The organism is Halorussus aquaticus (assembly GCF_024218795.1).
GTDB classification, from domain to species: Archaea; Halobacteriota; Halobacteria; order Halobacteriales; family Haladaptataceae; genus Halorussus; species Halorussus aquaticus.
Window position 1 is genome coordinate 2,502,254 of sequence record NZ_CP100400.1, and the last position, 25,269, is coordinate 2,527,522.

Genomic DNA, 25,269 nt, shown 5'->3' on the forward strand with positions numbered 1-25,269 from the left:
GGAGATTTTCGGAGGTAGTTTCGGGTTTCCGGTGCGTTCTGACCATCGTAACCGCGAAGTCGTTCGTCAGCGCATCGTTACCCCAACGTTTCAACCAGAATGACCCTTTGTTATCCTTCAGCTGTAGATACGGAAGTGAGTGCCTGAGGATGCAGAAATCGAGGTCTACCCGGAAACAGTAATTCGTCTGGTCGGGTCTACTCTCCGGTTAACACCGCCTGTACGTCCCGGCCGACCCGATAAACAGCCCCTACGCTCCGCTCGGCCGTCCGCGCGCGGTGACGTAGATGCCGGTGAGGACGATTGCACCACCGGCAACGGTGAACACGTCGGGTGCTTCGCCGAGGAGGACGAGCGCGAGCAGGGTCGAACCGACGGGTTCCCCGAGTAGGGTGACGCTGACGACGCTCGACTCGACGTACTTCAGTGTCCAGTTGATGACCGTGTGGCCGAAGATGCCCGGGCCGACGGCCATGCCGAGAAACAGCAACCACTCCTCGGGCGGATACGCGGTCGGCGCGACGGTGGCCCCCTCGGCCAGCGCGACCACCAGCAGCACGACCGCACAGACCGAATAGACCACGGTGACGTACGGAACGAGCGCGACGCGCTGTCGGAGCGACCGCCCCGCGAGCACGTACCCGGCGGCCATGACCGCGCCGACGAGCGCCAGCGCGTCGCCGTAGAGAGGGCGTGCCCCGGCGAGCGCGGCCCCCGACAGCAGGCCGCCCAGCGACATGAACGCCACGCCCACCACGGAGAGGAGGATGCCGCCGACCATCCGGCGGTTGATGGTCTCGTCGAGCAGGAGCGCCGCGCCCAACGCGACGAACAGCGGTTGGGACTGGACGAGGGTCACGCTGGCGGCGACGGTGGTCCACTCCAGGCTCTCGAACCACGCCGCGAAGTGGGCCGCGAGCGCCACGCCGGTCACGACGGCGACGAGTCCGTCTCTGACCGACAGCGCGCGGAGGTCGTCGCGGTACTGGGCGACGGTTAACGGCGCGAGCAGGAGCGTGGTGAACACCACCCGGTAGAGCGCCTTGACGACGCTGGGCGCGTCGCTGAACCGGACGAGGATGGCGCTGGTGCTAATCGCGACCACGGAGACCGCGAGCGCGGCCATCGGAGGCGTTCGCTCTTCGAGCGTCGCCAACCACGTCATCGTGAGCGACGTTACGCGACGGACGCTTATGCGAATCGGTTTTGTGCCGGTGTCCCCGAAGCCACCGTATGGACCGGGTCGGAACCGGGTTAGTGCTGGTCTCGGCGGGCGGATTCGCCACGCTCGGCGTCTTCGGCGAGTTAGCGGCGGCCGCGGGGCTGTCGATTCCGACCGTGTTGACCTTCCGCTTCCTGCTCGCGACGCTGGTGGTGTGGCTCCTGCTCGGCGCTCGCGGTGAACTTCGTCCGCTTCGGGGTCGGACGCTGGCGGTCGGCCTCCTGCTCGGCGGGGTCGGCTACGCGGCCATGAGCGGCCTGTTCTTCTGGGGACTGACGTTCATGACCGCCGGACTGGTCGGCATCGTCCTCTACACCTATCCGGTCTTCGTCGTCGGCGCGGCGGCGATTGGACTGGACGAGCCAGTGACTCGGCGGACGGTAACCGCGCTCGTCGCCGCCCTCGCGGGCGTGGCGCTCGTGACCGGGGCGGACCCCGCCGGGGCGGACCCGCGTGGCGTCGCGGTGGTCCTCGCGGCGGCGGTGGTGTACGCGGGCTACATCACCGCGAGTCGGTCGGCGCTGGCGACGGTGGACCCGCAGGTCCTCACGGCTCACGTCCTCCCAGCGGCCGCGATATCGTACCTCGCGGTCGGTACCGTGACCGGCCGCCTCGCGGTCCCGGCGACCGGGTACGAGTGGGCGCTGGTCGTCGCCATCGCCGTCGTCGCCACTGCGGTTCCCATCTTCGCGTTCTTCGCCGGACTCCGTCGAATCGGCGCGAGCGAGGCCAGTATCGTCAGTACTGCCGAGCCAGTGCTGACGCTGTTGCTCGGCGCGGCGGTGTTGGGCGAACCGATTACGCCAGCGACGGCCGTCGGAGGTGCGCTCGTCCTCGGTGGCGTTCTGCTGGTGCAGACCGGGTCGAAGTAACGACTCTCGGCGCACGATTGCTCAGCCCTCTCGGGGTAGTCGGACTGGCGGTCGCAGGGTAGGGCGGCTTCGCCGCCACCGCGAGGCGGTGACACCGCCGAGCGACGGTGCTGACTGACTCGCCAGCTATCTGCCTGCGACCGCGCGAAGCGTCCGGTCGGAGTTGGTCGCGGCTTCGCATTTCAACCCTCGTACTGCTTCGGCGCGTCGTCGCGTCGTCCGCGGCACTCGGACTCACCGCCGAGGGCGAGAACGCGCGTCGAGAGACACCGAACCGTCCGAACGAGTTAAATCACACTCACGCATACCGGGGTTATGGCATGGGGAAGTTCGCGTTCGGTGCTGGGGGGCAACCGGACCATCTCGACTCTCGGGGCTCTGTACGTCGTGATAGCGACGGCTCGTGCGCTCTTCGTCCTGACTCGACCCGCGTCGCTTCTCACCGCTCTCGTCGACTTCGCACTCGTCGGCGTCCCCGGTCTCGTCCTGCTCTTCGGCGGCTATCGGCTACCGGAGACCGACATCGACCCGGACACGTATCTGCGTATCTTCGGGTGGTGTCTCGCCGGGTTCGGTGGCGTCCTCGTTCTCATCGAACTGCTCATGCTCGAACCGGGCGTCGTCGTCGCGTACCCGCGCTGGTCGCTCACGTTCGTCACCGCGCTCGGGAGCGCCGGTGGCTTCCTCGTCGGTGTCTACGACGCTCGCGCGCTGACTCGCAAGCGCCGACTCGAGGAACAGCGCCAGCAACTCCAGCGACAGCGACAAGCGCTCCAGAAGCGGAGCGACCAACTCCGGCGCCAGAACGAGCGCCTCGACAACTTCGCGAACCTCCTCGCACACGAACTCCGCAGTCCGCTGGCAGTCGCTCAGATATACCTGAAACAGACCGCCGACGGCGACCGAAACGCCGCCGAGGAGGTCGAGACGGCGCTCACCCGCATCGAGGAGATGGTGGAAGTCATCCTCGTCATCGCCCGAGAGTCGGACGCGGATATCGACCGTGAGTCGGTGGCGCTCGCGGAAGTGGCCGAGGGGGCGTAGACCGCCCACGACGTTCCGAACGCGGACCTCGTGGTCGAGAGCGACCGCACCATATTGGTGAACCGTATCCACTTCCGGCACCTCCTCGAGAACCTGTTCACGAACGCGGTCGAACACGCCGACGGGTGCGTCACCGTTCGCGTCGGGGGACTTCCCTCGGGGTTCTACGTCGAGGACGACGGACCCGGGATTCCCGAGGCCGAGCGCGAGCAGGTGTTCGAAGCGGGGTACACCACGGACGGTATCGGCTTCGGTCTGGTGTTCGTCGCCGAACTCGCCGACACGTACGGGTGGGAGTACGCGATTACGGACGGCCCGGACGGCGGCGCGCGGTTCGAGTTCACCGGCGTGGACCTCGTCTCGGCGACGGAAGGCCAGCGACACTGAGACCGGTCGCTCACACGTACCCCTCCTCGCGGAAGTAGGCCACCAGAATCAGCGTCACCGCGAGCATCCCGAGCATGACCGCGGGGTAGCCGTAGGTCCACCCGAGTTCCGGCATGTTGTAGGGGCCGTCGGCGAAGTTCATCCCGTAGACGCCGACCACGAAGGTCAGCGGGAGGACGATGGTCGCCACGACGGTCAGTTTCTTCATCACCTCGTTGGTCGATAGCGAGAGGGTGTTGAGGTAGATGTCGCGGGCACCGTTGGCGAGGTCCCTGTACGTCTCGGTCAGGTCCACGAGTTGGACGAGGTGGTCGTACACGTCCCGGTAGTACTTCTCGGTGTCCTCCTGAATCTGGTCCGGGTCCCCCCGTGCGAGGTAGCCGATGGCCTCCCGCGAGGGCCACAGTAGTTTCCGGAACGAGAGCAGTTCCCGCCGGACGTTGTTGATGGTCTCCAGCGTCTCGAGGTCGGTCGAGGTCGTCACCTCGTTCTCGACGCGCTCTATCTGGTCCTCGATTTCGTCCAGCACGTCGAAGTAGGCGTCCGCGATGCCGTCGATGACGCGATAGGCGGTGAAGTCGGGACCGCGCCGCAGGATGCGGCCCTCCTCGCGCACGACCATCTGCCAGACGCGCTCGACGGCGTCCACCGACTCCATCGACATCGTGACCAACCAGTCGTCGCCGACGAAGAACCCGACCGACCGCTGGCGAATCTCCTCCTCGAACGTGGTCTCGCCCCGACGGAGGGTAGCCGTCTTCAGCAGGACGAACACGTGGTCGTCGAACTCCTCGGTCTTCGGTCGGACGCCGTTGCGCACGTCCTCCACCGAGAGCGAGTGGACGTCGAACACCGACGCGACCTCAGTCATCTCCTCCGCCGTCGCGCCGGACGCGCGGACCCACGTGGTCCCGGCCGCGTCGCGGGCGTCCTGCAGGTCGGTGTAGGTCGTGGTTCCGTCGGACGTGTAGACGGTCGCCTCGACGGTCACGCCGAATCGCCCTCCCGTCCGATGGCGAGCAGAGTGATGCCGACCATCACGCTCGTCACCGAGAAGGCCCGTCCCGGGTACTGCGTCGCGAGACCGACCAGATAGCCGACCAGTCCGGCGGCCGTGAACGCGACGCCAGCCACCAGCGTGGTATTCATAGGATTCAGTGAGACACCGGACCGAGAAAAGCGTTGCCAGACGGTCCACGCGACCCGTGTCGCGTTACTCGCCGTGTTGGACGCCGCGGAGGAGTCGAGTCACCGCGTCGCTCTGTCCGGGGAGTTTCTGGGGGTAGACCGCGAGCGCGACCACGAAGTCGCCCTCGTGTTTCACCTTCGTGACGTGGACGTAGGCGTCGAACTCGACGCCCGTGGCGGTCGTCACGGTGGCCTCGAACTTCGTGACCTTCGTGGATGTCCCCAACATCGTCCGGTTCTGTGCGCCGACTTCCCGAACGTTGTTCACGCTCCGCAGTTGGGTAGTGAACTGCTGGGCCAACTGGCGGTTGTCGTACTTCGCCAGCGGGTTGAACGACTTGCCGAGGACCTCGACCTGCGGACTGGAGAACGTGACGAAGACCGCGGCCTTCTGCTCGCCGACGCCCGGAAGGCCGACCGTCTTGTGGTACTCCGAAATCCAGTTGGTCACTTCGACCTCCTTGCTCTGGCCCGCCGCCGAGACCGTTCGGGAGAGTTTCATCTTCTCGGTGCTGTTGTGTTCGTACCCCGTCTCTTCGAGGGCGGCGTCGCTGACCGTCGCCTCCGACGCCGAGAACGTGACCGGTCCCGAGAGGAACCCGGTACAGCCACTGGAGACGACGAGTACGGCGACCAAGACGCCAGCCACTACTCTGCGTGCCATGTACTCGCCGAGTTGACGGGCAGGGGTTATGAACCTCGTGGCTCGCGGCAGTTCCTGTCAGAGGAGTCGGAACGCAGCGAATTTCGGGTCTGACACGCGCTCTGTCGGCGTGCGGCGAATCGTTCCGTCGGCGGTCTCCAAAAAGACTATAACCCGTCCTCGAAAGACGGTGAACGAGACGTGATTGGGGGAGAACCAGTGAACAACGGGGTGTCAGACGACCAAGACCTGTTCTTGCAGATGGCGAGCGAGTTCCCGGTTCGGACCGGTATCTACACGTTCGGTCTTCCGGTGTTCGCGCTGCTGCAGTTGATAAACGGGTTCGTCCACGAGGGGTCGCTCGGCTACATCGGTCTGTTCGCCGTGCTGATGGTCGCCTTCTCGGTGAAACTCACGCGGTATCAAATCGCGGTGTATCGTCGGCAAAAAGTCGCCAACTGGTAGCGCGAGACGAACGACGGTGTGAACGTGGGGTCCGCCTGCATCACGTTCCGCGTCCGAGTCGCTGGGCTTCTCGCTTCTGGTCGCGTGCCGCGTACGCGCTGAACGCACCGACGACCAGCGCGATGAGGCCCACGACGATGTCGTTCCAGAACGCGGCGTCGTTCACTGCCTCGGTGGCCCCGCCGCCGGCACCGAACAGGAACGGCGCTGCCACGAGCCACAGTCCGAGGAGCGCGGCGATCGCTGCGGCACCGACACTTCCGACTCGGTCGCTCCCGCGCCGCGAGTAGTTGTACGCCCCCACGGCGAGCAGGAGTGCGCCGACGATGACGTCGTTCCAGAACTGCGACGCGACGATGTCGAACAGGAAGGCCTCCGCGAGCATCCACACCCCGAGTAGGGCGATGATGCCCGAGAGCCACTTCCCGCGTTCGTGCGGATTGGGGTCGATATCTCTGTCGACCTCTTCGTCCATCTCGTATTCGGCGTCAGTGTCGCGGTTGCTCATCGTTTCTCCCCCGTGTCGTCGTAGGGTCGTGGGTTCAAAGAGTCTGCTGGCCCCGTTCTCGAAGCGTTACATGTAGGACCGGGTACTATCTCCGAGAAGCGCAAAACGCGTCGTTTCAGCGCCCTGAATCGAGACCATCACGTCGTCCGCCGGGGATACGGAACCCACGGCCATTCTGCTTAACCTCGCAGAGACCCCAACTGTGGACGGGGGAGTACTTATGGCGAATTCGAGATTGACAGTAGACCGCGACGAGATAGAGACGTGGGCCGACGAACACGACGCGGTACCGGTCCGCGAGGGCGACGAGATACGACTCGTCCCCGAAGACGAGATGATGGGAGACCACGAGCGTCTCGACTGGGAGGCGTTCCACCGGGAGGTAGACGAAAGCGACCGCGTCGTGACCTATCACGGCGACGCGGGAGACCGCCAACTGTTCGAGGTGACCCACCGCGACGACGCGCTCGAACGCGTGACGGCCGAGTCCGAGGAACTCGACCGCGACGAGGCCGAGCAGCGACTGATAGAGGGCGAGACGATAACCGGAACGGTCACCGAGACGACGGTCGTCGAGGAGACCATCGTCGAGAAGGCCACCCTCGAAAGCAAAGTCGTCGACCGAGAGACCATCGAGCGGAACGTGGTGGACGTCGAACTGATGGACCGCGAGTGCCAGACCTGCGACATCACCACCGAGGACGCCGACTTCGACTACCTCGGGACGTACGGGAGCGACCGGTTCGTCGCCGACGACGTGACGACGATGGAGGCGGGGCGGGGCGACGAGTACCCGTTCGACGTCACCGTGGAGGTCCGCGAGGACTGGGCGGTCACGATAGAGGACGTCGACCGCTACACCGTCGAGACGCACATCACCGACGTGGACGTCACCGAGACCGACGAGGTAGAGTCGCGGGACCTCGAAGCCCGAATCGACGTGGAGTCCGTCCACCGACAACTGCTCGACAGCGACGTCATCGACTTCGACAGTGGCCTGGACGAGGGCGAGGTAGTCGATACCGAATCGTACGACATCGACAGCGAGTTCACGGACGACGACATCCTCACCACGTATCTCACCTCGCGGCGACGGTTCGAGCGCGAACTCTCGGACCGGACTCGACTCACGACCGACGTCGTCGAGGGCGAACTCCTCGACCGCGAGATGGTGCGGGAAGAGGACATCGAGGCGGGTCTCGCCGAGCGCGACGCGTACGATACGGAAACAGTCACCGAGACGGAAACGGTCACCGAGACCGACACGGAAGTCGAGACCGACACCGAAATCGGGACCGACGAGGAGTTCCGGGTCGTACCGGAGGAGAGCGACGAGGGCAAACCCGTCGTCAACGCCCACGGTGACCAGATAGGGGAGGTCGTGGAGGCCAAGGACGGCGTCGCCTACGTCGATCCGCATCCGAGTCTCACCGAGAAAATCATGGCGCGACTCGGGGCCGACGAGGACGACGACGACTACCGCCTCCGCGAGGACACGATCGAACGCATCACCGACGACGAAATCGTGGTCACGACCGGCGTGATGGACGAAGAACTCGACGACAGCAGGTAGTCCCGTAGTTCACCTCTCGTTCTACCGCTTTCGAGTGCCCGCACTCGTTCGAGTGCCAAATCCGTCCGGTTTCCCAAGTCGAGCGGACGGTGTCACTGCGGGCAGAATCCGACCCTCACAGCGACCGGATTACTCCACGCGGAACTCGGGTCCCGAATCGGTGTCCTGCACTTCGACGCCCAGCGCTTCGAGTTCGTCGCGGAGGTCGTCGGCCCGCTCGTAGTTGCCCGACTCGCGTTCGCGTTCGCGCAGGTCGAGGACGAGTTCCACAACTTCGCCGAGCAGTTCGACGTTCCCCTCGCCGTCGCCCGTCAGCGCCAACCCGAGAACGCCCTCGCCGAACGCCTCGAAGGTCTCGACGGCGACGCGGAGCGCCCGGTAGTCGTACTCCTCGCGGGAATCGACGTGCCTGTTGACCGCGCTGACGAGTTCCAGCAGCGCCGTGATGGCCTCGCGTGTGTTGAAGTCGTCGTTCATCGCGGCCTCGAACTCCTCGCGGGTCGCAGCCACGGCGTCCCGCAGGTCCGCATCCTCGACTTTCGTCCGGGCGGCCGCGCTGTCGGCGGTTTCGACCGCCCGCTCGTAGCCCCGTTCCAGTCGCTCCCAGCGCTCGACCGCCTCGTCCAGCGTCTCCTCGCTGTAGGTCTGGCGGTTGTTGTACGCGGTCGAGAGCAGGAACATCCGGATGGCGTCTGCGCCGAACTCCGAGACGGCGTTGCGGACCGTGAAGTAGTTCTGGAGCGACGAGGACATCTTCTCGCCGCCGGTCTCCAGCAGGCGGACGTGGAGCCAGTAGTTGACGAACTGCCGGTCGGTCGCGGCCTCGCTCTGGGCGATCTCGTTCTCGTGGTGGGGGAAGACGAGGTCCTGCCCGCCGACGTGGAGGTCGAGCGTCTCGCCGAGGTGGCTCATGCTCATCGCCGAACACTCGATGTGCCACCCGGGACGCCCCTCGCCCCACGGCGAGTCCCACGTCTGGCCGCCAGACTCGGCCTCGTCCGGATGCGCTTCCCCGGCCTTCCAGAGCGCGAAGTCGGCGGCGTTGCGCTTCTCGGACAGTTCGTCCTCTTCGCCTTGGGCCTCCATCTCGTCGACGTTCTGGTTCGAGAGTTTGCCGTACTCCTCGAACTCGGTCACGTCGAAGTAGACCGACCCGTTCGACTCGTAGGCGTAGCCCTTCTCGACGAGCGTCTCCACGAGGTCGATTATCTCGGGGACGTGTTCGCTGACGCGGGGGTAGACCTCCGCGCGCTTGAGATTGAGCGACCGCATGTCCGCGATGACCTCGGAGACGAAGTGGCGGGCCACCTCGCTCTCGCTGTCGCCCAGTCCCTCCTCGCCGACGCGCGCGACGATCTTCTCGTTCACGTCGGTGAAGTTCTCGACGTGGCGCGCGTCGTAGCCGAGGTGTTCGAGCCACCGATGCATCACGTCGACGTGGACCCACGACCGGGCGTGCCCGAGGTGGGCGAAGTCCGAGACCGTGAGTCCGCAGTAGTAGAGGAGGACGGAGTCGGGATCCTGCGGTTCGAACGGTTCCGGCTCCCCGGTGAGGGTGTTCGTCACTTGGAGCGTCATTGCCGACTAGTAGCCGGAGCGACCGTTTTAAAGCGTCGATAGAAACACTACGCGCCGCTGTCGTCGTGTTCGAACCCCGCCTCGGCGTCGAGTTACTCCGACTCGGGAACCGCGTCCAGCGCGTCCTCGACGACTCGAACCGTATCGGGACCGTCTCGGCGCTCGACCGCGAGGACGATTGCGTCGTCGGCGACGCCCGCGGCCCGGACGCCGACGCCCGCCGCGTCCAAGCGCCCGAGGACGTGCGCCAGTGCGCTCGCGTCCGCGTCGCCCGACGCGACGACGCCGGTCAGCGACCCCTCGCCCGGAGCGAGCGCGGTTCCGCCGACGACGAGCAAGGCGTCGTCCGGGTCGTCGGTTTCACCCAGTCCGCTCTCCATCGAGACGTGGGCGGTTCGGGCCGCCGTCTCGTAGTCGGGGAGCGAGTCGGCGAACCGCCGGAGCGCAGTCGCGACCGACTCGGCGTCGCCGTCCACGTCGTCGGTCAGGAAGCGGGCCGCCGCGGTGTAGTTGACGACGCCCGCCCGGAGCGAGGCGAGGAGGAAGGGCCGCCGCCGGACCGCGTCGCGGGCATCCTCGGCGAGTGACATGTGCGAAGTGACGCAGGCGACGAGCAAAAGCGATGCGATAGCGTCCCTACCGAGCGAGGAGATAGCCCGCGGCCACGACGCTCGCGAGGACGGCCAGCGCACCGAACAGCACCGCCACGCTGTCCGAGAGGGTGGCCGACCCCGCCGCCACCGTGATAGCGAGAACGCCGAGGACGGCGACCGGCGCGTTCCGGCCGAGCGAGAGGTCGGGCAGTTCGTATCCGTCGTCGGCGTCCTCGTCGTCTTCGTCGCGAACCGGCGCGGCGAGGGTCTCGTCTACGTCCACGACCTCCTCGCCCTCCTCGGGTTCGACTATCGAGACAGTGACGTAGTCGGTCTCCGCCCCGTGTCCGGTCACGATCTTGACCTGTCCCTCGACCGCTCGGGGTCCGTCCGCGACTTCGACGTCCACCTGCTGGGTCGAGTTGGCGTCCACGAAGTGGTTGTTCGCCGGGATGGACGCCACCGACGAGAGCGCGTCGTCCAGATGCAGGTGGACGTGGACCGGCGCGTCGCCGTTGTGTAACAGAATCGGGAACGAGTCCGCCGTCTCGAACGACGTCCGCGTCTGAATGTCGTGTAGTCGGTCGTCGTTGAGACGGACGGGGAGACTGTCTGGCACGCTATCGTCACCTCTAACCGAAGGTAGAAAAAACTACGCCTCCACGTCGCGCATGTCCGGCGGCAGGAGGTTCGGGATGCCGTCCTCGATAGGGTAGGTCTCGCCGCACTCGGTGCAGGTCAGCGTCCCAGTGATGACCTCCTCGTCGTCGGTTTCGGTGGCGTCGAGTTCGAGTTCCTGCTTGTCCAGCGGACAACAGATGATGTCCATCAGCGACTGCTTCATGATAGTGCCTGTGAGTGGGCGGGGCAAAAGCGTGACGGGTTCGGTGAACGCGGCAGACGAAACTACACGATACTCGAAGTTGTCCATGCGAAAGACCAGAACGCCGAGTAGGGGTATCTGTCTCCTTCGACGAGGAATAGAATCGAATCTTTACTGTCGACTCGGAGGTCGTCAATCCGGTAACTGTGGAGAAATAGAAGCTTTGGATGGACGATTTCGCAGGAGTGAGTCCGCTATCCGATAACCGGCCCCGGATGTCAAATTGTACCCTGAATCAGTTGAGGTATTGTCGCCGCCGTCCACTCGTGACGGCCTGTGAAATCGTCACGCTTCCTGAAATTCGATTTCTTGTTCGTCGTCCGCGACTTCGTCGGCGAGTCGTTCGGCGAGCAGTCGGGTCGCCGACTCGTGTTCGTCTTTCGGGCGCTGAATCTGGTACGGTCCGATTTCGTCCGTTTCGTACTCGTCGAACCTCTCAGGCAGGTCGTGGCGGACCGCGAGGTAATCGTGGGTCTTTGCGAGCAGCGCGTGAAGGTAGATGAGTTCGACTTTGCGCATAGGTGCGCGAGAGGCGTAGCCGTGGGTTCGGCGTGGCCATCGCTCTCCAGTTCGCACGCCGCGCAACGACTAGCCTTCGGTACCAGTATGCCTCCGAACGGTCTTAAGCCTGACCGCCGACGCGTTCGTAGGTGTCTAGAAGGCAAAAAAGTCGCTCTCCGTCGTTATTCGAGTGGGTTCTCCACCACGACGGTCTCCTCGCGGCCCGGCCCGACGCCGACCGCGTAGATGTCGGCGTCGAGTTCGTCGCTGACGTACTCGAGGTACGTCCGGGCGTTCTCCGGAATGGCGTCGTACCCTTCCTCGGCGACGTGACTCCAGTCCACGTCCTCCCACCCGTCGAACGTCCGGTAGTTGGGTTCGCAGTCGGCCCACCGCTCGGTGGTGGCGGGAACGGTGTCTCTCTCGTCGCCGTCGAGGTCGTAGCTGTGGGCGGCCTTCACTTCGTCGAGACCGGACAGCACGTCGATGTGGTTGACGGCGAGTCCCGTGAAACCGTTCGTGCGCGCCGAGTGGCGAAGCATCGGCACGTCCAGCCACCCGACGCGGCGGGGGCGGCCGGTGACGGTGCCGTACTCGCCGCCCTCTTCGCGGATGTACTCGGCGAGTTCCTCGTTCTCGCCCTCGCCCTGTTCGTCGTAGCCGGGGGTGTCACCCTCGACGCCGCCGAGTTCGGTCGGGAGCGGCCCGCTCCCGACGCGAGTGAGGTACGCCTTGACGATGCCGACGATGTCGCCGCCGCCGACGACGCCGGGGCTGAGACCGGTCCCGGTGGCGGCCCCGCCCGCCGTGGGATTCGAGGACGTGACGTAGGGGTAGTTCCCGTGGTCGATGTCGATGAGGGTGCCCTGCGCGCCCTCGAACATCAACTGGTCGCCGGACTCGATGCGGTCGGTGAGGAACTCGCCGGAATCGACGGTCATTTCCTCGTCCGCCAAACGCTCGCCGTAGCGCTTGTACTCCTCGTAGAGGCTGGCGATGTCGAACTCCTCGCCGGTCTCGACGCCGAACACGTCCTCGGCGAGTCGCTGTTTCTGCGGGACGACGTACTCCAACTTCTCTCGGAGCAGTTCGGGGTCGAGCAGGTCGCCCACGCGGATGCCGCGCCGACCCGCCTTGTCCTCGTAGGTCGGGCCGATACCCCGGCCGGTCGTTCCGACCTCTTGGTCGGACTCGCTCTTGACGTCCTCCTCGATGCCGTCCAGCACGCGGTGGTACGGGAGGATGACGTGTGCGCGCTGGGCCACGCGCACGTCGGGGTCGAGACCCCGTTCTCGCAGGTCGTCTATCTCCTCGAACAGCGTCGCGGGATTGACGACGCACCCGTTGCCGAGGACGCCGACCTTCCCGCGGACTGCACCGCTCGGAACGAGCGAGAGTTTGTACTCGGTGCCGTCCTCGACGACGGTGTGGCCAGCGTTGTCTCCGCCCTGATAGCGGGCGACCACGTCGACGGCGTCGCCCCAGAGGTCCACGACGCCGCCCTTTCCCTCGTCGCCGAGTTGCGAACCGACGATGGTTACGGTCATTACGCGGAACGGTTGTCGGCCATTCGGTAAACCGATTACGGTCCCTCCGCCATCTTTACCCACGTACGTGGATAGAAACGGTTATTCGGTGCCGGAAAGACACAGTATCGAGTACATCCGTACTTCTCGCGGACCGACAACGCTATATGACTCGACGCCAGACCTGTTAACTACTCGCACCAGACTGCGACGAGTCGGTCGTCTCCCAGTCCGGACGGACAGCAACTTTTAAAAGTCTCTAAGACAAGTTAACACGTGCCATGATAGATAGACTTGAGAAAGAGGTCGATATGTTGGAGCGCCATCTGCAGGTCCTGAAGATGGTTATCGAGAGCGAACCGATCGGCATCGTGAAGATGTCGAACGAGACCGGCTACCCGCACCACAAGGTTCGGTACTCCCTCCGAGTTCTCGAAGAGGAGAACCTCATCGAACCGTCGAGCCAAGGAGCCATCACGACCGAACGTACCCAAGAGTTCGTCGACGAACTCGACGACAAGATCGACGAGATCTCGTCCAGTCTGGCCGAGATGAAGATTAGCGAGACCGCGGAAGCCGAAAACTAGAGTTCCGGAACGTTCAGGTGGAAGCCACCGCTCCGTGATTCCACGAGACAGAGGTGGTATCCCCGCTTGCGGGAGAGTTTTACGAAGCTCTCTCTCTTTTCCCGACTCAGGAACCCGCCCGAAGTCGCCGACTCGGCCGTTTCGAGAGCCTCGGGTTCGAAGAAGCTCTCGGTGATCTGGAACGCGCCGGATAGTTCGTCGTGAGCCTGCGCGACGCCGGTGGCGGCGTCCACGAGCGACCCCATCATCTCGCCGGTCGTGGGGTCGCGCGACCCGTTGAGGTCGGCGAGGAGGAGTGGATTACCCATCCGGTCTCGCATGATGACGTCGAACGACTCCTGTCGCGTGTCGTCGTCGGCACCGCCGGCGCTCACCGACCCGTGGAGGTCCACCCGGTCGATTTTCGGAATCGACTCGTAGAGGTCCTTCAGACTGGCTCGGTGGCCCGTGTCTCGAATCTCGTACAGCAGTTCCTCGACGACCCACGAGACGAACTGGTACTCGAACGAGTCGGTCAGGAACGCCTCGAACGACTCGCCTTCCACGTCCACGTCGTCGGCCTCGAACTGGGTGTGGTGTTCCAGTCGGAGGTTCGCGTTCACGTCGCTCGCGTCGGCCGCGTCGTTCGCGGCCTCGTCGAGCGTGGCCTTCCCCTTCGACTCGTAGCGGACGAACAGGTTGGTTCCGTCGAACGCCTGCGACCGGTCGAGCTGTCGATTGGTACCTCCCGACCCGGTTCCGCCGGTGGTCTCCAGTTTGGCTTCGAGTCGCTCGACCTCCTGACGGAGGGCGTCGCGCTCGCGCTTGTACTCGTTGCGCTCGGACTCGACGTTCGAGAGTCGCTGTTTCAACTGCTCGACCTGCTGTTTGCGCTGTTCGAGTTGCGACCGGAGTTTTCGGACGCGGGCCCCGGACTCTCCGCCGGTCTCGCTCGACGCGTCCGCGGGTTGCTCGCGCCCCGACGCGCCCGACGCGTCCGACCCGGACGTCGGCGTGGACTGGCCCGACGACGCTCTGGACGCGCCCGACGCTCCACCGGCAGACGTTCGCGTCGCGCTCGCTCCGTCGTCGGACCCGGACTGCGTGCGCGACGGGGACTCCGACGCGGAACTCGTGCGTCCCGGCGACGCGGTATCGTCGGCGGACGATGCGGTCTCGGACGACGCGCCCGCGGCGTCGTCGGGACCCTCGCTCCGGTCGGGGTCCAGCGACGGAATCGTCGTGGTCTCGCGCCAGTCCTCCTCGTCCTCGAACGCGCTCGCGCCGTCTGCCTCGTCGTCGTCACCCTCGGCGGGGGCCTCGGTCGAGTCGGGTCCCCCCGCGTCGGCGCTGGAGTCCGATCGGGCGTCCACTGACTCGCCCGTCGCGTCCGGACTCGTCTCGCTCCCCGACTGCTCGGTCACGCCTGCGCCCGCCTCGGCCGCCATCGCGTCGGAATCGTCAGTCTGCACCTCGGCCGTCCGCGTGTCGGACGTCCCCGCGTCGGACACGGTCGATTCGGGGTCGGTCTGCCGCACGCCGGAGTCGGTCTCGGCCGGTGCGGAGTCGCGCTGGCCGGGTGAGGACCCGGAGTCTGCCGACGGAACGTCTGCGGGCGTCGCGTTCGTCGGGTCGGACTCCGTCACTCCACCGGCCCCGGAACCTGCTGCGCCGGTCGTCGCACCCGCCCCACCCGATGCCCCACCTTTCCCGGTGGACGACTCGCTGGACCCGCCCGCACCGACGGAGGTCACGTTCGGTTCGTCGGCCGTACCCGACGCGCCAGTTCCCGCGCCCGACGCGCCGGTTCCCGTGTCGGACGCGCCACCTGCTCCGCCGGAGGTGGTGTCCGCTCCGGCCGACGCCGCGCCGGACGACTCGTCCGGTTCGTCGGGTTCCGGAACGTCGGTGACTTCCACGTCCACGTCCCGCACTTCGTAGATGCCCACTTCGTCGTTGGCGCGCTCGAAGGCCTCGTCGCCGGTCACGACCTGTTCGCTCTGGCCGACGAACGCGACGCTCATCGAGCGCCCGCCGTAGTAGGCCACGTAGTAGTCCCCGCTCAGGACGTTCTCGCTGAGTTCGACGTACCCCGTGAAGTTCCCGCTGGTCAGCGTGGAATCGACTTCCGACAGCGGCGTCTTGTTCGTGTAGTACTTTGCTTGCGTCTCGCCGCCCTGCTCCTGCATACTGAACAGCAGCGGTAGCGACGGATGGGGCGCGGCGTAGGCGGTGCCGTCGGCGTCTTCGAAGTCGTCGAGACTCCCCTCGTAGACGCCTATTATCCGCCCGTTGAGCATGAACAACCACGCGCCACCGGCCCTGACTGCCCCCGAGAACTCCCCGTCTGAGAGTTCGCGCAGGCCAGCAAACCCGTCGTCGAACGACCGGGTCTGCCAACTTTCGACCTGCTCGACCGTGCGCGTTTCCATATTACGTGGAAGCCACAAGTCTCTCAAATATCTTGCGGCCCGAACTTCTACCGAGAGTGCGACAGGAGCGTCGCATTCGCACAGACCTTCGACGAGAGACCGGCGTCATCTCGGTCGAACATTTGGCACTGTGACATTTCGAGGGTCACTCCGACCGCTCGCTCCTCGCTGACCCTCCTCGCGGTGTTACAGGTCGAAAGTCAGATGCGGTCCGTCAAGAGTGTATCAGATTCGGGCACGTTCGGCTTTTCGAGCGACGGCGAGTAGACCGAAGTGACTTCGACGTGGCGAGGGTGGGGGTACGCCGCCAAGCGGGGAGGTGATACAGTGGTTTCCCGGCGAAGGAGCGCAAGCCTGCTGCTCGTGGGACTGAGTGCAGTAAAAAGAGATCTAAATCTTGGACTCGGCGTCCTCGGCGAGTTCCTTCATCCGCTTGCCGATGCGGCCCGCCTCGCTGAACTCGTCGTCGCTCATGGCGGTCGCCAGCGCGTTCCCGAGGACGAAGACGGCGTGTTTGTGTTCGCTCTTGGACTTGTGGACGTGCGAGGGGTCCACGTCGAGTTCCTCGTACGGGTCGAACAGACCGTCGGTCACGCGCTCCTTTTCCTGAAAGTACTCCATGATGAGTACCATCTCCTCGTGGAGTTCGAGAAGTTCGTCCTTGTGCATAACCGTGGATAAGGAACTATCCAATTTAAGGGTTTCTGAGAACACTTCGCACGCACTCCGAAAAAGGAGGGTTAGAAGACGTACTCGTCCTCGTGACCCATCATTCCTTCGTCTTCGATACCGGGTTCGCGGTCGTCGTCGTCCATCGGACCGCTCGTTTTGTAGGCTTTCAACCCGGTAGAGAGGAGGTCTTCGATGGCTTCCTCTCGGTTGACGAACTCGCCCTGTTCTACCATCTGGGCGATCTGCATTTCGAGATGTTCCGGAATAGTTATCTCTACCTTCGGCATTGGAACGTTGGTGGCTTCGGGAGGGGTGTTGATAAGTCTGACGGGGACGAGTCTGGATGATGGCGAACGATTTCGCTCGTTTCTGGAAGAATGATTAAACGAAACGAAACCAAGAGTCAGTTTTTCCGAACTGAAGTTGCGAGCGTCGATACTCGCCGGTGGTGGATAAAAACGGAGAAAGGCGTATTCTGCGCTTTCAGCGGCTACTGAGCATCTGCTCGATGGAGCTGACGATACGCCCCGGACCCATCGCACTCAGCTTCTCCTCCATTCGTTTTTGATTGAAGTAGCTCGCGAACGCAAGAATCGTCGGCGGCCACAGGCCGATGAACAGTCCCTGCATCTTGTTACCGCGCCCGAAGAACTGGTACCACGACAGCGCGACCGACGCCGCCGACGCGAGGATTGCGAGGTCCGTCGTCGATTCCTCGGCGGCCTCCATCGTGGCCTTCTCCCCCATCTGCTGCTGTTGGCCTTTCATTGACATTGCAACTCCACTTTGGCACAGCGTGTCCTTTGTTATTCAGTGGATGCCCGGGAGTATCGACGGACAGTTGCGGGAGTTTATTCGGTTTTTCTCGTAATGGGTCCGTTACTGGCCGACCGTAACCGCAGTACGTAATCGGAAACCGGCGATTGGTAGCACGGTTCCGACGCGGATTCCGGCCGCAGTCGTTAGACCTACTTGGATTCGCCGCCGACTACGACCCATGAGCGTCACGGACGTGACCGACATTCACGAGGAGTTCGACGGCGAACGCCTCCCGCCGGGCCAGCGCGAGACCAGCAAGTTCCCGGTCCTCTCGAAGAGCGGGACGCCGGACTGGGACCCCGAGACGTGGGAGTTCACCGTCACCGGAGCGGTAGACGAGGAACTCACGTTCTCGTGGGAGGAGTTCCGAGACCTGCCGAGCGAGACCCAGAATCAGGACTTCCACTGCGTGACGGGGTGGAGTAAGTTCGACTGCGAGTTCGCGGGCGTCACGTTCCCCGACCTCGCCGAGATGGCTGGCGTGGAGGACGACGCGGTCCACGTCATGTTCTCCGCGCTCGACGGCTACACGACGAACCTGCCGCTCTCCGACTGCATGCGTGAGGAGGTCCTGTTCACCTACGAGTTCGACGGCGACTCGCTCCCGCCCGAACACGGCGGTCCGCTGCGGGTCGTCACGCCCCACAAGTACGCCTACAAGGGCGCGAAGTGGGTGGATGGCGTCGAGTTCCTGACCGAACCCGAACGGGGCTACTGGGAGAAGCGCGGTTACTCCAACACGGCGAACCCGTGGAACGAGGAGCGATACAGCTAGTCGGCGAGGCCCGACCGACTCTCTCCTGCGAGCGCTCGACTCGACGTACGACCGTTGTGCCCCGCGCGAATGGAACCACGAGTAATTCAGTTAGACTAAAGGCTCGCCAATCCTCAGTTCGACTGAATGGAGTCTCCGCCCCGCGACGGACAGGTGTCGGCCGAACCGACCGGCTCCAACCTCGTGAGCCGGGCTTGCAAGCTACCGGACTGCGACCCTCGGGCGTTTCTCGCCGGGCGGGACGCACCCCGGACGTACTGGACCAGCCCCTACGGACCCGAGTTCGCCGGCGGCGGGACCGCGGCCCGCGTCACTGCCGACGGGTCGGACCGCTTCGACGCGGTCCGCGAGGCCGCCGAGGAACTGTTCGACGGACACGATTTCGACGGCCCGGACCAGGCGCGCCCCCGACTGTTCGGCGGCTTCTCGTTCCACGACGACCACAGACCCGCCCCGCCGTGGCTGGGGTTCGGGGCTGCGGAGTTCGTCCTGCCCCGGACGCAGTTGACTCGCGCGAACGGCGAGACGTGGCTGACGGTTTCGGCACGCGACGCCACACCGGAGGCGGTCGAACACGAACTCACCGAGGTCAGCGAGGCGCTCACATCGACCGACGAGTCGGCGACTGACTCCCGACGCGACGGACCCCCGGGCGTCGTCGCCACGAACTCGACCACGACCCGCGAGGAGTGGGCCGAGCAGGTCGCCGCCGCCGTCTCCCGCATCGAGGCGGGCGAACTCCGGAAGGTCGTGCTGGCGCAGGCGCTCGCGGTCGAGTTGGCCGACGAAGTGTCGGTCCCCGACGCGCTCGCGCGCCTCGGCGAGTCGTACCCCGACTGCTTCCGGTTCTGTTTCGAACCCACCACCGAGGCGGCCTTCTTCGGCGCGACCCCCGAGCGACTGGCGACCCTCCGCGGGAGAACCGTCGAGACCGACGCGCTCGCCGGGTCGGTCGGCCGCGGCGACACCCCGGAGGAGGACGCCGAACTCGAAGCCAGCATCGAGAACAGCGAGAAGATGGCTCACGAACACGAACTCGTCGTCGAGACCATCCGCGAGCAACTCTCGCCCATCGCGGGCGCGGTCCGGGTCGCGGACCGGCGCGTCCGAAAGCTGGCGACCATCCAGCACCTCTGGACGCCCGTCGAGGCCGACCTGACCGACGACGGCCACGTCCTCTCCATCGTGGAGGCCCTGCATCCGACCCCCGCGGTCGGCGGCCTGCCGCCCGAGAAGGCCCTGCAGACCATCCGCGAGACCGAGACCTTCGACCGGGGCTGGTACGCCGCCCCAGTCGGGTGGTTCGACGCCGAGGGCGACGGCACGTTCGCGGTCGGTCTCCGGTCGGCGGTCACGGGCGACCGCTCGGCGACGCTGTTCGCCGGAAACGGCATCGTCGCCGACAGCGACCCCGACGAGGAGTACGAGGAGGTACAGTTGAAGTACCGGCCGATTCTGGACGAACTCGAAGATGACTGACCGCGACGACGCCGACCGGTCGGACCCGGACGTCGGGACCGCGCCGAACCGCAACACGCTCTGGGCGCGGACGCTGGTCGGCGAACTCGACGCCGCCGGGGTCGATGCGGTCTGCGTCGCCCCCGGCAGTCGCTCGACGCCCCTGACGGTCGCGTTCGCCGAGCGCCCCGACATCGAGGTGTTCTCCCACCTCGACGAGCGCTCGGCCGCGTTCTTCGCGCTCGGCCGGGCCAAGCGCACCGGGAAACCGACGCCGCTGGTCTGCACGTCGGGGACCGCCGCCGCGAACTTCCATCCCGCGGTCATCGAGGCGAATCAGGCCCGGGTTCCGATGCTCGTTCTCACCGCCGACCGACCGCCCGAACTCCGGGACTCCGGCGCGAACCAGACCATCGACCAGCAGAAGCTCTACGGCGACGCCGTCAGGTGGTACGCCGACCTGCCGGAACCCGAACCCGAGGCTCGCAAACTCCGGTCGCTCCGCACGACGGCCGACCGCGCCCTCGCGGAATCGACCGGGACGCCGCCGGGACCGGTCCACCTCAACGTCCCCTTCCGGAAACCCCTCGAACCCGTCGAGGTGCCGGGCGACGTACCCGCCGACTTCGCGGCGGAGGCACCCCTCGGCGTCGAAGGCCGGACGAGGAGCGACGGGTTAGACGGCCCGTTCGTCCGGACCGCGCGGGGTCGCCCGGAGTTGGCCGGGGGCGACTTCCGCGAGGTCCGACGGGCCGTCGAGAGCGCGTCGAGGGGACTCGTCGTCGTCGGTCCGGCGGACTCTCCCGTCCACGAGGGCGACGCGGCCGCGCCCGACCGCGACGCCCTCTCGGCGCTCGCCGAGGCGACCGGGTTCCCCGTCCTCGCCGACCCGCTCTCTGGCCACCGGTTCGGCCACGACGACGGACTCCTGTCGGGCGACGGGGGCGACGCCGCGAACGCACTTCTCGCGGGCGGATACGACGGCTACCTCGACGCGGTGGCCGAGTCGTGGCCCGACCTCGAAGTCGTGGTTCGGTTCGGCGCGTCGCCGACCTCGAAGGTCCTCCGGCAGTACCTCGAAGCCAGCGACGCCCGGCAGTTCCTCGTGGACCCCGCAGGCGGGTGGCGCGAAGCGTCGTTCACCGCGACGGACCTGCTCACGTCCGACCCGACGCGACTCGCCGAGAATCTCGCCGAGCGCGTCGAGTCCTCGGGGAGCGACGACTGGCGCGCGAGGTTCGCCGACGCCGAGCGCCGCTACTGGAGTCTGGTCTCCTCGGCGCGCGAAGAGCGACTGTTCGAGGGCGGCGTCCTCTCGGCAGTCGCCGCCGACGCGCCCGACCCGGCGACAGTGATGGTCTCGAACAGCATGCCGATTCGGGATTTGGACCGGTTCGGCGAACCCCGGTCTGCCGACGTGACCGTGCTGGGCAACCGCGGCGCGAGCGGTATCGACGGTATCGCGAGCACCGGGTTGGGCGCGGGGAGCGCGACCGACGACCCCCTCGTAATCGTCACGGGGGATTTGGCCTACTACCACGACATGAACGGCCTGCTCGCGGTGGAGCGGTCCGGGGTGGACGCGACCATCGTGGAGGTGAACAACGACGGCGGCGGCATCTTCCACATGCTCCCCATCGAGGAGTTCGACCCGCCGTTCACCGACCAGTTCCGGACGCCCCACGGTCTCGACTACGAGGCCACGGGCGACCTCTACGGACTCGACTTCGAGCGCGTCGGCGAACTGGACGCGTTCCGGTCGACGTTCCGGGAATCGGTCGAGAGTGCAGGGACGCAGGTCGTCGAGGTCACGACCGACGCCGAGGCGAGCCACCGATTCCGGGAGCAGGTGGCCGACCGAGTCGCCGACCGACTGGAGTGACGATAGGTCGGTGAAAGCACCGCCGTCTCGTTATCCACGATGAGAATCTCGACAAGATTAATATCGCGGTGGCGCTAATTCTGCGCGAGTCGAATGTCAGTAACTTCCGCCGAAGCCCTGACTGAATTCCTCCAAGACCGCGTCGGCGACCACCTGCGGAGCGTCATCTACTACGACGAATCCGGGGGTGACGTGCTGTACGTCCGCGACGACGTCGTGGACGAGTACACCGACGACGACATCGAACAGGTCGTCCGCGACGTTCGACTGGAAGCCGTCGAGAAACCCCATCAGGAGAGCCTCTACGAACACGGTCCGCTGAACGCGACGATTCGATGCTTCGGCGAAGCCGTGGAGATGCACTTCCCGCACGACGAGACCAGCGGGACCGCGGTGGCGCTGGACGGCGAGGTGTTCGCGATGCACAACACCTTCATCGGGCAGTGCATGGCCGCGATGGCCGATTAGTCCTCGTTCGTCGCGGGGTCGTGACGCTCGAACCAGTCCGTGAGCGTCCCGACTTCCGTCGGTCGGTGCGACGAACAGCGAACTGCGGTGGGTCTCCTCGTCCTCGTCGGTCTCCGTCACGACGAACGCGACGCGCTCGCTGTCCGGGGAGACGACAGGGTTCCGGACGCGGCGCAGGTCGTAGAGGTCACCCAGTTCGAGCGGTCGGTCTGCCATGCCACCGAGTTCCGGGGCGACCGGAACAGTTCCGTAGTTTCCGGAGGGGTTCGGTCAGGACTCGGTCTCGTCGCGCACGAACGCCTCGATGCGGTCGAGTCCCTCCTCGATGCGGTCGAGGCTGTTGGCGAAGCTGATTCGGAGGTAGCCCTCTCCGGCGTCGCCGAACCCGTCGCCGGGGGCCGTGACGACGCCGTAGTCCGAGAGGAGTCGCTTGGCGACGTCGAAGCTCCCGCCCGGCAGGTCGCTCACGTCGAGGAAGGCGTAGAACGCTCCCTCGGGCCGCGGACAGGAGACCACCGGCATCTCGGCCACGCGCTCGACCACGAAGTCGCGGCGCTCCGCGAACGCGGCCTTCATCTCGGCGACTGGCTCCTGCGGTCCGGTGAACGCGGCCAGCGCGGCCTGCTGGCTCACGCTCGACGGGCAGGCGGTCGTGCTCTCGCCGATGTGCGAGACCGCGTCCACGACCGGTTGAGGTCCCGCGAGCCAACCGAGTCGCCACCCCGTCATGGCGTACGTCTTCGAGCAGGACCCGACCGTCAACACGTTCTCGGGCGACTCGACGTAGGACGCCGCGCCGCGGAACTCGCGGTCGTAGGTGAGGCGGCCGTACACTTCGTCGGCGACGACGTAGGCGTCGTGGGCCGCGGCGGCGGCGACGACCTCGGCCACGTCGTCCTCGTCGTAGACCCGGCCGGTCGGATTCGACGGGGAGGTCAGAATCACGGCCGCGGTGTCGTCGCCGATGCGGTCGGTCACGCGCTCGGGGTCGAGGTCGAACCCGGAGTCGGCGGGGAGCGGGACCGTCACCGGGGTCGCTCCGGCCAACTGGACCTGATTCACGTAGTTGGGCCACGCGGGCGTCGGCACGACCACCTCGTCGCCGGGACCGGCGAGCGCCATCATCGAGAGCGAGAGCGCCTCCATCGCGCCGGTGGTGACCGTCACCTGCTCGGGCGCGTACTCGACGCCGCTCTCGCGGGCCATCGTCTCGGCGATTGCCTCCCGGAGCGGCGGGATACCGGCGTTCTCGGTGTACCGGGTCGCGCCCTCGCGCGCCGCGTCGGCCGCGGCGTCGACGATGTGGTCGGGCGTGTCGAAGTCGGGTTCGCCGACTTCGAGGCGGACCAGTTCGCGGTCGGACTCGCGTCGGGCCTCCTCGGCGAGACCGAACATCACCCGAATCTTCGAGCGTTCGAGACTCCGAGTCCTGTCGGCGAGTCGGGCGGACGCGGCCTGCTGGCTGGCGTCGGACATGGACGTAGGTCACGGAGCGGCGGGTGAAGTAAGTTCGCTCCGCGGAAATGGGGACTCGAAAGCACCCCTCGTGGGCCGGGTAACAGAGACCCCCAGCGATGGCCGACCGACGAACCACCTCGGGTGGATAAAGGGGCCGGTCGCTCGCGGGCCGCAGGCCCGTGGTCGTCTGAGTCGGCTACTATTCGAGGCGAGCGAAGCGCTGCCGAGAATATCCGACTCAGCGACCGCGAGCGACCGGGGGCTTTCTAAACCCTCTTCCCCACGTCGTTGTCGTCCGTATCCTCGATGTAGCGACCCGAGTACGGTGCAAAACCACCGCATCTCGCTACTCACACCCAGAACAAGCAATCTTTTTCCTCGCACCGACCCCACGCCGACACATGGTATCCGAGATTTTCGACCCTGAGGCGTGGGAGTCCGCGGGACCGGAGTTCGACGACATCACCTACCACCGGGCGGTCGATTCCGGCACCGTCCGCATCGCCTTCGACCGGCCGGAGGTCCGCAACGCCTTCCGGCCGAAGACGGTGGACGAACTCTACGACGCCCTCGACCACGCCAAGCGACAGACCGACGTGGGATGCGTCCTGCTCACGGGGAACGGTCCCTCGCCGAAGGACGGCGGGTGGGCGTTCTGCTCGGGTGGTGACCAGACCGTCCGCGGCGAGGAGGGGTACGAATATCGCGGTGAAGACGGGAAGACGGACCAAGCCGCCAAGGGCGGCCGCCTCCACATCCTCGAAGTCCAGCGCCTGATTCGCCACATCCCCAAGCCGGTGCTCTGCGTCGTTCCGGGGTGGGCGGTCGGCGGCGGCCACAGCCTCCACGTCGTCTGTGACATGACCATCGCGAGCGAGGAACACGCCGTCTTCAAGCAGACCGACCCCGACGTGGCGTCGTTCGACGGCGGGTTCGGGTCGGCGTACCTCGCCAAGCAGGTCGGCCAGAAGAAGGCCCGCGAAGTCTTCTTCCTCGGGAAGAACTACGACGCCGAGGAGGCCGCGGACATGGGCATGGTCAACGAGGTGGTGCCCCACGAGGAGTTAGAGGAAGTCGCACTGGAGTGGGCCGAGGAGATGAACGCGAAGAGTCCGACCGCGATGCGGATGCTCAAGTACGCCTTCAACGCCACCGACGACGGGATGGTCGGCCAGCAGGTGTTCGCGGGAGAGGCGACCCGACTGGCGTACATGACCGACGAGGCCCAAGAGGGCCGCGACGCCTTCGTGGAGGGTCGGGACCCCGAGTTCGACGAGTTCGACTGGCACTACTGAGTGGGTTCGTGCGGGTCGACTCTCGGACGCGGCCGAACGCGCTCGAAGCGGAGTAGTGCCGAAGCGCGGAGTCCGCATCTCCGTCAACTAGTGGATAAATTTTTATTCTAGGAGTGTTAATTTTCTTCCTCAATGAGAAGACGTAAACTCCTCCGAGGTATCGCGTCGGGTACCGCTGTCGCGTTCGGCGCTTCGGCCGCCGCCACCGCGTCGGCGACCGAAGTCGAACCGGCCAGCGAACTCAGCGTCGAAGAACTCGACGACGACGTCCACGTGACGACGTGGGAAGACGGCGAACGCGTCGATAGGCGGGTCGGCGACATCGACGGCGACATCGAAGACGTGGTCGCCGACCCGCAGGCCGACTGCTGTAAGGCGTTCTGTCATTCGGACTGTCCCTCGATGTGTGTCTGTTGCGTCTGGGTGACCGACTGCTGACGGGACTGCGACGGGTCTCTACC

General features: G+C 65.8%; 28 protein-coding genes. 12 read left to right on the plus strand and 16 right to left on the minus strand.

Features of this window, described 5'->3' with window-relative positions:
* Positions 1–250: 250 nt before the first annotated feature.
* Complete coding sequence (locus NGM06_RS12925) at positions 251–1,165, minus strand: DMT family transporter (RefSeq protein WP_254267355.1); 915 nt, start codon at positions 1,163–1,165, stop codon at positions 251–253.
* Between the two features lie 68 nt (positions 1,166–1,233).
* Here NGM06_RS12925 and NGM06_RS12930 point away from each other — a divergent pair, with 68 nt between their 5' ends.
* The 3 genes from NGM06_RS12930 (at position 1,234) to NGM06_RS12940 (ending at position 3,525) form a co-directional block, all read left to right on the plus strand.
* A complete protein-coding gene (locus tag NGM06_RS12930) occupies positions 1,234–2,094 on the plus strand; it encodes a DMT family transporter (RefSeq protein WP_254267356.1) in 861 nt (286 codons plus the stop codon).
* A gap of 315 nt (positions 2,095–2,409) precedes the next feature.
* A complete protein-coding gene (locus NGM06_RS12935; protein ID WP_254267357.1) occupies positions 2,410–3,138 on the plus strand; it encodes a sensor histidine kinase in 729 nt (242 codons plus the stop codon).
* 57 nt (positions 3,139–3,195) lie between these two features.
* Positions 3,196–3,525, plus strand: a complete 330-nt coding sequence (locus NGM06_RS12940; RefSeq protein WP_254267358.1) for an ATP-binding protein — start codon at positions 3,196–3,198, stop codon at positions 3,523–3,525.
* Positions 3,526–3,535: 10 nt separating this feature from the next.
* Here the strand turns inward: NGM06_RS12940 and corA are convergent, their stop codons facing one another.
* From corA to NGM06_RS12955, 3 genes are all read right to left on the minus strand, one after another.
* The gene (gene corA / locus NGM06_RS12945) at positions 3,536–4,516 is read right to left on the minus strand and encodes a magnesium/cobalt transporter CorA (protein ID WP_254267359.1); all 981 of its coding nucleotides are present in this window, start codon (positions 4,514–4,516) and stop codon (positions 3,536–3,538) included.
* Positions 4,513–4,674 carry a hypothetical protein gene (locus NGM06_RS12950; RefSeq protein WP_254267360.1) on the minus strand — a complete coding sequence of 54 codons (162 nt, stop codon included), beginning with the start codon at positions 4,672–4,674 and terminating at the stop codon, positions 4,513–4,515. The genes corA and NGM06_RS12950 overlap by 4 nt, the downstream gene beginning before the upstream one ends.
* 64 nt (positions 4,675–4,738) lie before the next feature.
* Entirely contained in the window at positions 4,739–5,377 is a 639-nt protein-coding gene (locus tag NGM06_RS12955; RefSeq protein ID WP_254267361.1) for a DUF6517 family protein, read from the minus strand.
* 210 nt (positions 5,378–5,587) lie between these two features.
* On the opposite strand from NGM06_RS12955, the gene NGM06_RS12960 reads away from it, so the two are divergent.
* Complete coding sequence (locus tag NGM06_RS12960; RefSeq protein ID WP_254267362.1) at positions 5,588–5,821, plus strand: hypothetical protein; 234 nt, start codon at positions 5,588–5,590, stop codon at positions 5,819–5,821.
* 40 nt (positions 5,822–5,861) lie between these two features.
* On the opposite strand, the gene NGM06_RS12965 is transcribed toward NGM06_RS12960, so the two are convergent.
* Entirely contained in the window at positions 5,862–6,329 is a 468-nt protein-coding gene (locus NGM06_RS12965; RefSeq protein ID WP_254267363.1) for an SPW repeat domain-containing protein, read from the minus strand.
* Positions 6,330–6,549: 220 nt separating this feature from the next.
* Here NGM06_RS12965 and NGM06_RS12970 point away from each other — a divergent pair, with 220 nt between their 5' ends.
* Positions 6,550–7,902, plus strand: coding sequence for a DUF8593 domain-containing protein (locus tag NGM06_RS12970; protein WP_254267364.1), 1,353 nt, complete (start codon positions 6,550–6,552; stop codon positions 7,900–7,902).
* A gap of 129 nt (positions 7,903–8,031) precedes the next feature.
* On the opposite strand, the gene cysS is transcribed toward NGM06_RS12970, so the two are convergent.
* From cysS to NGM06_RS13000, 6 genes are all read right to left on the minus strand, one after another.
* Positions 8,032–9,480, minus strand: coding sequence for a cysteine--tRNA ligase (cysS, locus tag NGM06_RS12975; RefSeq protein WP_254267365.1), 1,449 nt, complete (start codon positions 9,478–9,480; stop codon positions 8,032–8,034).
* A 92-nt stretch (positions 9,481–9,572) separates the two neighbouring features.
* Complete coding sequence (locus NGM06_RS12980) at positions 9,573–10,070, minus strand: DUF7523 family protein (RefSeq protein WP_254267366.1); 498 nt, start codon at positions 10,068–10,070, stop codon at positions 9,573–9,575.
* A gap of 46 nt (positions 10,071–10,116) precedes the next feature.
* On the minus strand, positions 10,117–10,692 hold the full coding sequence (locus NGM06_RS12985; RefSeq protein ID WP_254267367.1) for a DUF7524 family protein: 576 nt from the start codon (positions 10,690–10,692) through the stop codon (positions 10,117–10,119).
* Between the two features lie 33 nt (positions 10,693–10,725).
* A complete protein-coding gene (locus NGM06_RS12990) occupies positions 10,726–10,917 on the minus strand; it encodes a methytransferase partner Trm112 (RefSeq protein WP_254267368.1) in 192 nt (63 codons plus the stop codon).
* Positions 10,918–11,241: 324 nt separating this feature from the next.
* Complete coding sequence (locus tag NGM06_RS12995) at positions 11,242–11,475, minus strand: UPF0058 family protein (protein WP_254267369.1); 234 nt, start codon at positions 11,473–11,475, stop codon at positions 11,242–11,244.
* A 164-nt stretch (positions 11,476–11,639) separates the two neighbouring features.
* Positions 11,640–13,004 (minus strand): adenylosuccinate synthase, encoded by a 1,365-nt coding sequence (locus tag NGM06_RS13000; RefSeq protein WP_254267370.1) that lies wholly within the window; start codon positions 13,002–13,004, stop codon positions 11,640–11,642.
* Positions 13,005–13,264: 260 nt separating this feature from the next.
* On the opposite strand from NGM06_RS13000, the gene NGM06_RS13005 reads away from it, so the two are divergent.
* On the plus strand, positions 13,265–13,570 hold the full coding sequence (locus NGM06_RS13005) for a hypothetical protein (RefSeq protein WP_254267371.1): 306 nt from the start codon (positions 13,265–13,267) through the stop codon (positions 13,568–13,570).
* Here the strand turns inward: NGM06_RS13005 and NGM06_RS13010 are convergent.
* The 4 genes from NGM06_RS13010 to NGM06_RS13025 form a co-directional block, all read right to left on the minus strand.
* Positions 13,567–15,981 (minus strand): DUF7527 domain-containing protein, encoded by a 2,415-nt coding sequence (locus tag NGM06_RS13010; RefSeq protein ID WP_254267372.1) that lies wholly within the window; start codon positions 15,979–15,981, stop codon positions 13,567–13,569. The genes NGM06_RS13005 and NGM06_RS13010 overlap by 4 nt on opposite strands.
* A gap of 390 nt (positions 15,982–16,371) precedes the next feature.
* On the minus strand, positions 16,372–16,650 hold the full coding sequence (locus tag NGM06_RS13015; protein ID WP_163521594.1) for a UPF0058 family protein: 279 nt from the start codon (positions 16,648–16,650) through the stop codon (positions 16,372–16,374).
* Between the two features lie 71 nt (positions 16,651–16,721).
* Positions 16,722–16,940: a ribbon-helix-helix domain-containing protein gene (locus NGM06_RS13020; protein ID WP_115795808.1), complete on the minus strand. Its 219-nt coding sequence runs from the start codon at positions 16,938–16,940 to the stop codon at positions 16,722–16,724.
* Between the two features lie 196 nt (positions 16,941–17,136).
* Positions 17,137–17,421: a hypothetical protein gene (locus tag NGM06_RS13025; RefSeq protein WP_254267373.1), complete on the minus strand. Its 285-nt coding sequence runs from the start codon at positions 17,419–17,421 to the stop codon at positions 17,137–17,139.
* A gap of 229 nt (positions 17,422–17,650) precedes the next feature.
* On the opposite strand from NGM06_RS13025, the gene NGM06_RS13030 reads away from it, so the two are divergent.
* From NGM06_RS13030 to NGM06_RS13045, 4 genes are all read left to right on the plus strand, one after another.
* Entirely contained in the window at positions 17,651–18,247 is a 597-nt protein-coding gene (locus NGM06_RS13030; protein WP_254267374.1) for a sulfite oxidase-like oxidoreductase, read from the plus strand.
* Between the two features lie 126 nt (positions 18,248–18,373).
* Positions 18,374–19,726: an isochorismate synthase gene (locus NGM06_RS13035; RefSeq protein WP_254267375.1), complete on the plus strand. Its 1,353-nt coding sequence runs from the start codon at positions 18,374–18,376 to the stop codon at positions 19,724–19,726.
* Positions 19,719–21,587 carry a 2-succinyl-5-enolpyruvyl-6-hydroxy-3-cyclohexene-1-carboxylic-acid synthase gene (gene menD, locus NGM06_RS13040; protein WP_254267376.1) on the plus strand — a complete coding sequence of 623 codons (1,869 nt, stop codon included), beginning with the start codon at positions 19,719–19,721 and terminating at the stop codon, positions 21,585–21,587. Before NGM06_RS13035 ends, menD begins: the two co-directional genes overlap by 8 nt.
* A 93-nt stretch (positions 21,588–21,680) precedes the next feature.
* A complete protein-coding gene (locus NGM06_RS13045; protein WP_254267377.1) occupies positions 21,681–22,055 on the plus strand; it encodes a DUF7522 family protein in 375 nt (124 codons plus the stop codon).
* Between the two features lie 270 nt (positions 22,056–22,325).
* On the opposite strand, the gene NGM06_RS13050 is transcribed toward NGM06_RS13045, so the two are convergent.
* Positions 22,326–23,531: a pyridoxal phosphate-dependent aminotransferase gene (locus NGM06_RS13050; RefSeq protein ID WP_254267378.1), complete on the minus strand. Its 1,206-nt coding sequence runs from the start codon at positions 23,529–23,531 to the stop codon at positions 22,326–22,328.
* 383 nt (positions 23,532–23,914) lie between these two features.
* Between NGM06_RS13050 and NGM06_RS13055 the strand changes: the two genes are divergently transcribed.
* Together NGM06_RS13055 and NGM06_RS13060 are read left to right on the plus strand one after the other, a co-directional pair.
* Complete coding sequence (locus NGM06_RS13055; protein ID WP_254267379.1) at positions 23,915–24,808, plus strand: 1,4-dihydroxy-2-naphthoyl-CoA synthase; 894 nt, start codon at positions 23,915–23,917, stop codon at positions 24,806–24,808.
* 132 nt (positions 24,809–24,940) lie between these two features.
* Positions 24,941–25,246, plus strand: a complete 306-nt coding sequence (locus NGM06_RS13060; protein WP_254267380.1) for a hypothetical protein — start codon at positions 24,941–24,943, stop codon at positions 25,244–25,246.
* Positions 25,247–25,269: the final 23 nt, after the last annotated feature.

Bases quoted from the DNA above. Each gene is read 5' to 3' on its own strand.
- NGM06_RS13000 (WP_254267370.1), bottom strand. From the start codon at position 13,004: ATGACCGTAACCATCGTCGGTTCGCAACTCGGCGACGAGGGAAAGGGC.
- NGM06_RS12965 (WP_254267363.1), bottom strand. From the start codon at position 6,329: ATGAGCAACCGCGACACTGACGCCGAATACGAGATGGACGAAGAGGTC.
- NGM06_RS12995 (WP_254267369.1), bottom strand. From the start codon at position 11,475: ATGCGCAAAGTCGAACTCATCTACCTTCACGCGCTGCTCGCAAAGACC.
- NGM06_RS12980 (WP_254267366.1), bottom strand. From the start codon at position 10,070: ATGTCACTCGCCGAGGATGCCCGCGACGCGGTCCGGCGGCGGCCCTTC.
- NGM06_RS13005 (WP_254267371.1), top strand. From the start codon at position 13,265: ATGATAGATAGACTTGAGAAAGAGGTCGATATGTTGGAGCGCCATCTG.
- menD (WP_254267376.1), top strand. From the start codon at position 19,719: ATGACTGACCGCGACGACGCCGACCGGTCGGACCCGGACGTCGGGACC.
- NGM06_RS13045 (WP_254267377.1), top strand. From the start codon at position 21,681: ATGTCAGTAACTTCCGCCGAAGCCCTGACTGAATTCCTCCAAGACCGC.
- NGM06_RS13030 (WP_254267374.1), top strand. From the start codon at position 17,651: ATGAGCGTCACGGACGTGACCGACATTCACGAGGAGTTCGACGGCGAA.
- NGM06_RS13025 (WP_254267373.1), bottom strand. From the start codon at position 17,421: ATGAAAGGCCAACAGCAGCAGATGGGGGAGAAGGCCACGATGGAGGCC.
- NGM06_RS13060 (WP_254267380.1), top strand. From the start codon at position 24,941: ATGAGAAGACGTAAACTCCTCCGAGGTATCGCGTCGGGTACCGCTGTC.
- NGM06_RS12935 (WP_254267357.1), top strand. From the start codon at position 2,410: ATGGCATGGGGAAGTTCGCGTTCGGTGCTGGGGGGCAACCGGACCATC.
- NGM06_RS13055 (WP_254267379.1), top strand. From the start codon at position 23,915: ATGGTATCCGAGATTTTCGACCCTGAGGCGTGGGAGTCCGCGGGACCG.
- NGM06_RS12930 (WP_254267356.1), top strand. From the start codon at position 1,234: ATGGACCGGGTCGGAACCGGGTTAGTGCTGGTCTCGGCGGGCGGATTC.
- NGM06_RS13020 (WP_115795808.1), bottom strand. From the start codon at position 16,940: ATGCCGAAGGTAGAGATAACTATTCCGGAACATCTCGAAATGCAGATC.
- NGM06_RS13035 (WP_254267375.1), top strand. From the start codon at position 18,374: ATGGAGTCTCCGCCCCGCGACGGACAGGTGTCGGCCGAACCGACCGGC.
- NGM06_RS12970 (WP_254267364.1), top strand. From the start codon at position 6,550: ATGGCGAATTCGAGATTGACAGTAGACCGCGACGAGATAGAGACGTGG.
- NGM06_RS13010 (WP_254267372.1), bottom strand. From the start codon at position 15,981: ATGGAAACGCGCACGGTCGAGCAGGTCGAAAGTTGGCAGACCCGGTCG.
- NGM06_RS12950 (WP_254267360.1), bottom strand. From the start codon at position 4,674: ATGAATACCACGCTGGTGGCTGGCGTCGCGTTCACGGCCGCCGGACTG.
- NGM06_RS12925 (WP_254267355.1), bottom strand. From the start codon at position 1,165: ATGACGTGGTTGGCGACGCTCGAAGAGCGAACGCCTCCGATGGCCGCG.
- NGM06_RS12990 (WP_254267368.1), bottom strand. From the start codon at position 10,917: ATGAAGCAGTCGCTGATGGACATCATCTGTTGTCCGCTGGACAAGCAG.
- NGM06_RS13050 (WP_254267378.1), bottom strand. From the start codon at position 23,531: ATGTCCGACGCCAGCCAGCAGGCCGCGTCCGCCCGACTCGCCGACAGG.
- cysS (WP_254267365.1), bottom strand. From the start codon at position 9,480: ATGACGCTCCAAGTGACGAACACCCTCACCGGGGAGCCGGAACCGTTC.
- NGM06_RS12955 (WP_254267361.1), bottom strand. From the start codon at position 5,377: ATGGCACGCAGAGTAGTGGCTGGCGTCTTGGTCGCCGTACTCGTCGTC.
- NGM06_RS13015 (WP_163521594.1), bottom strand. From the start codon at position 16,650: ATGCACAAGGACGAACTTCTCGAACTCCACGAGGAGATGGTACTCATC.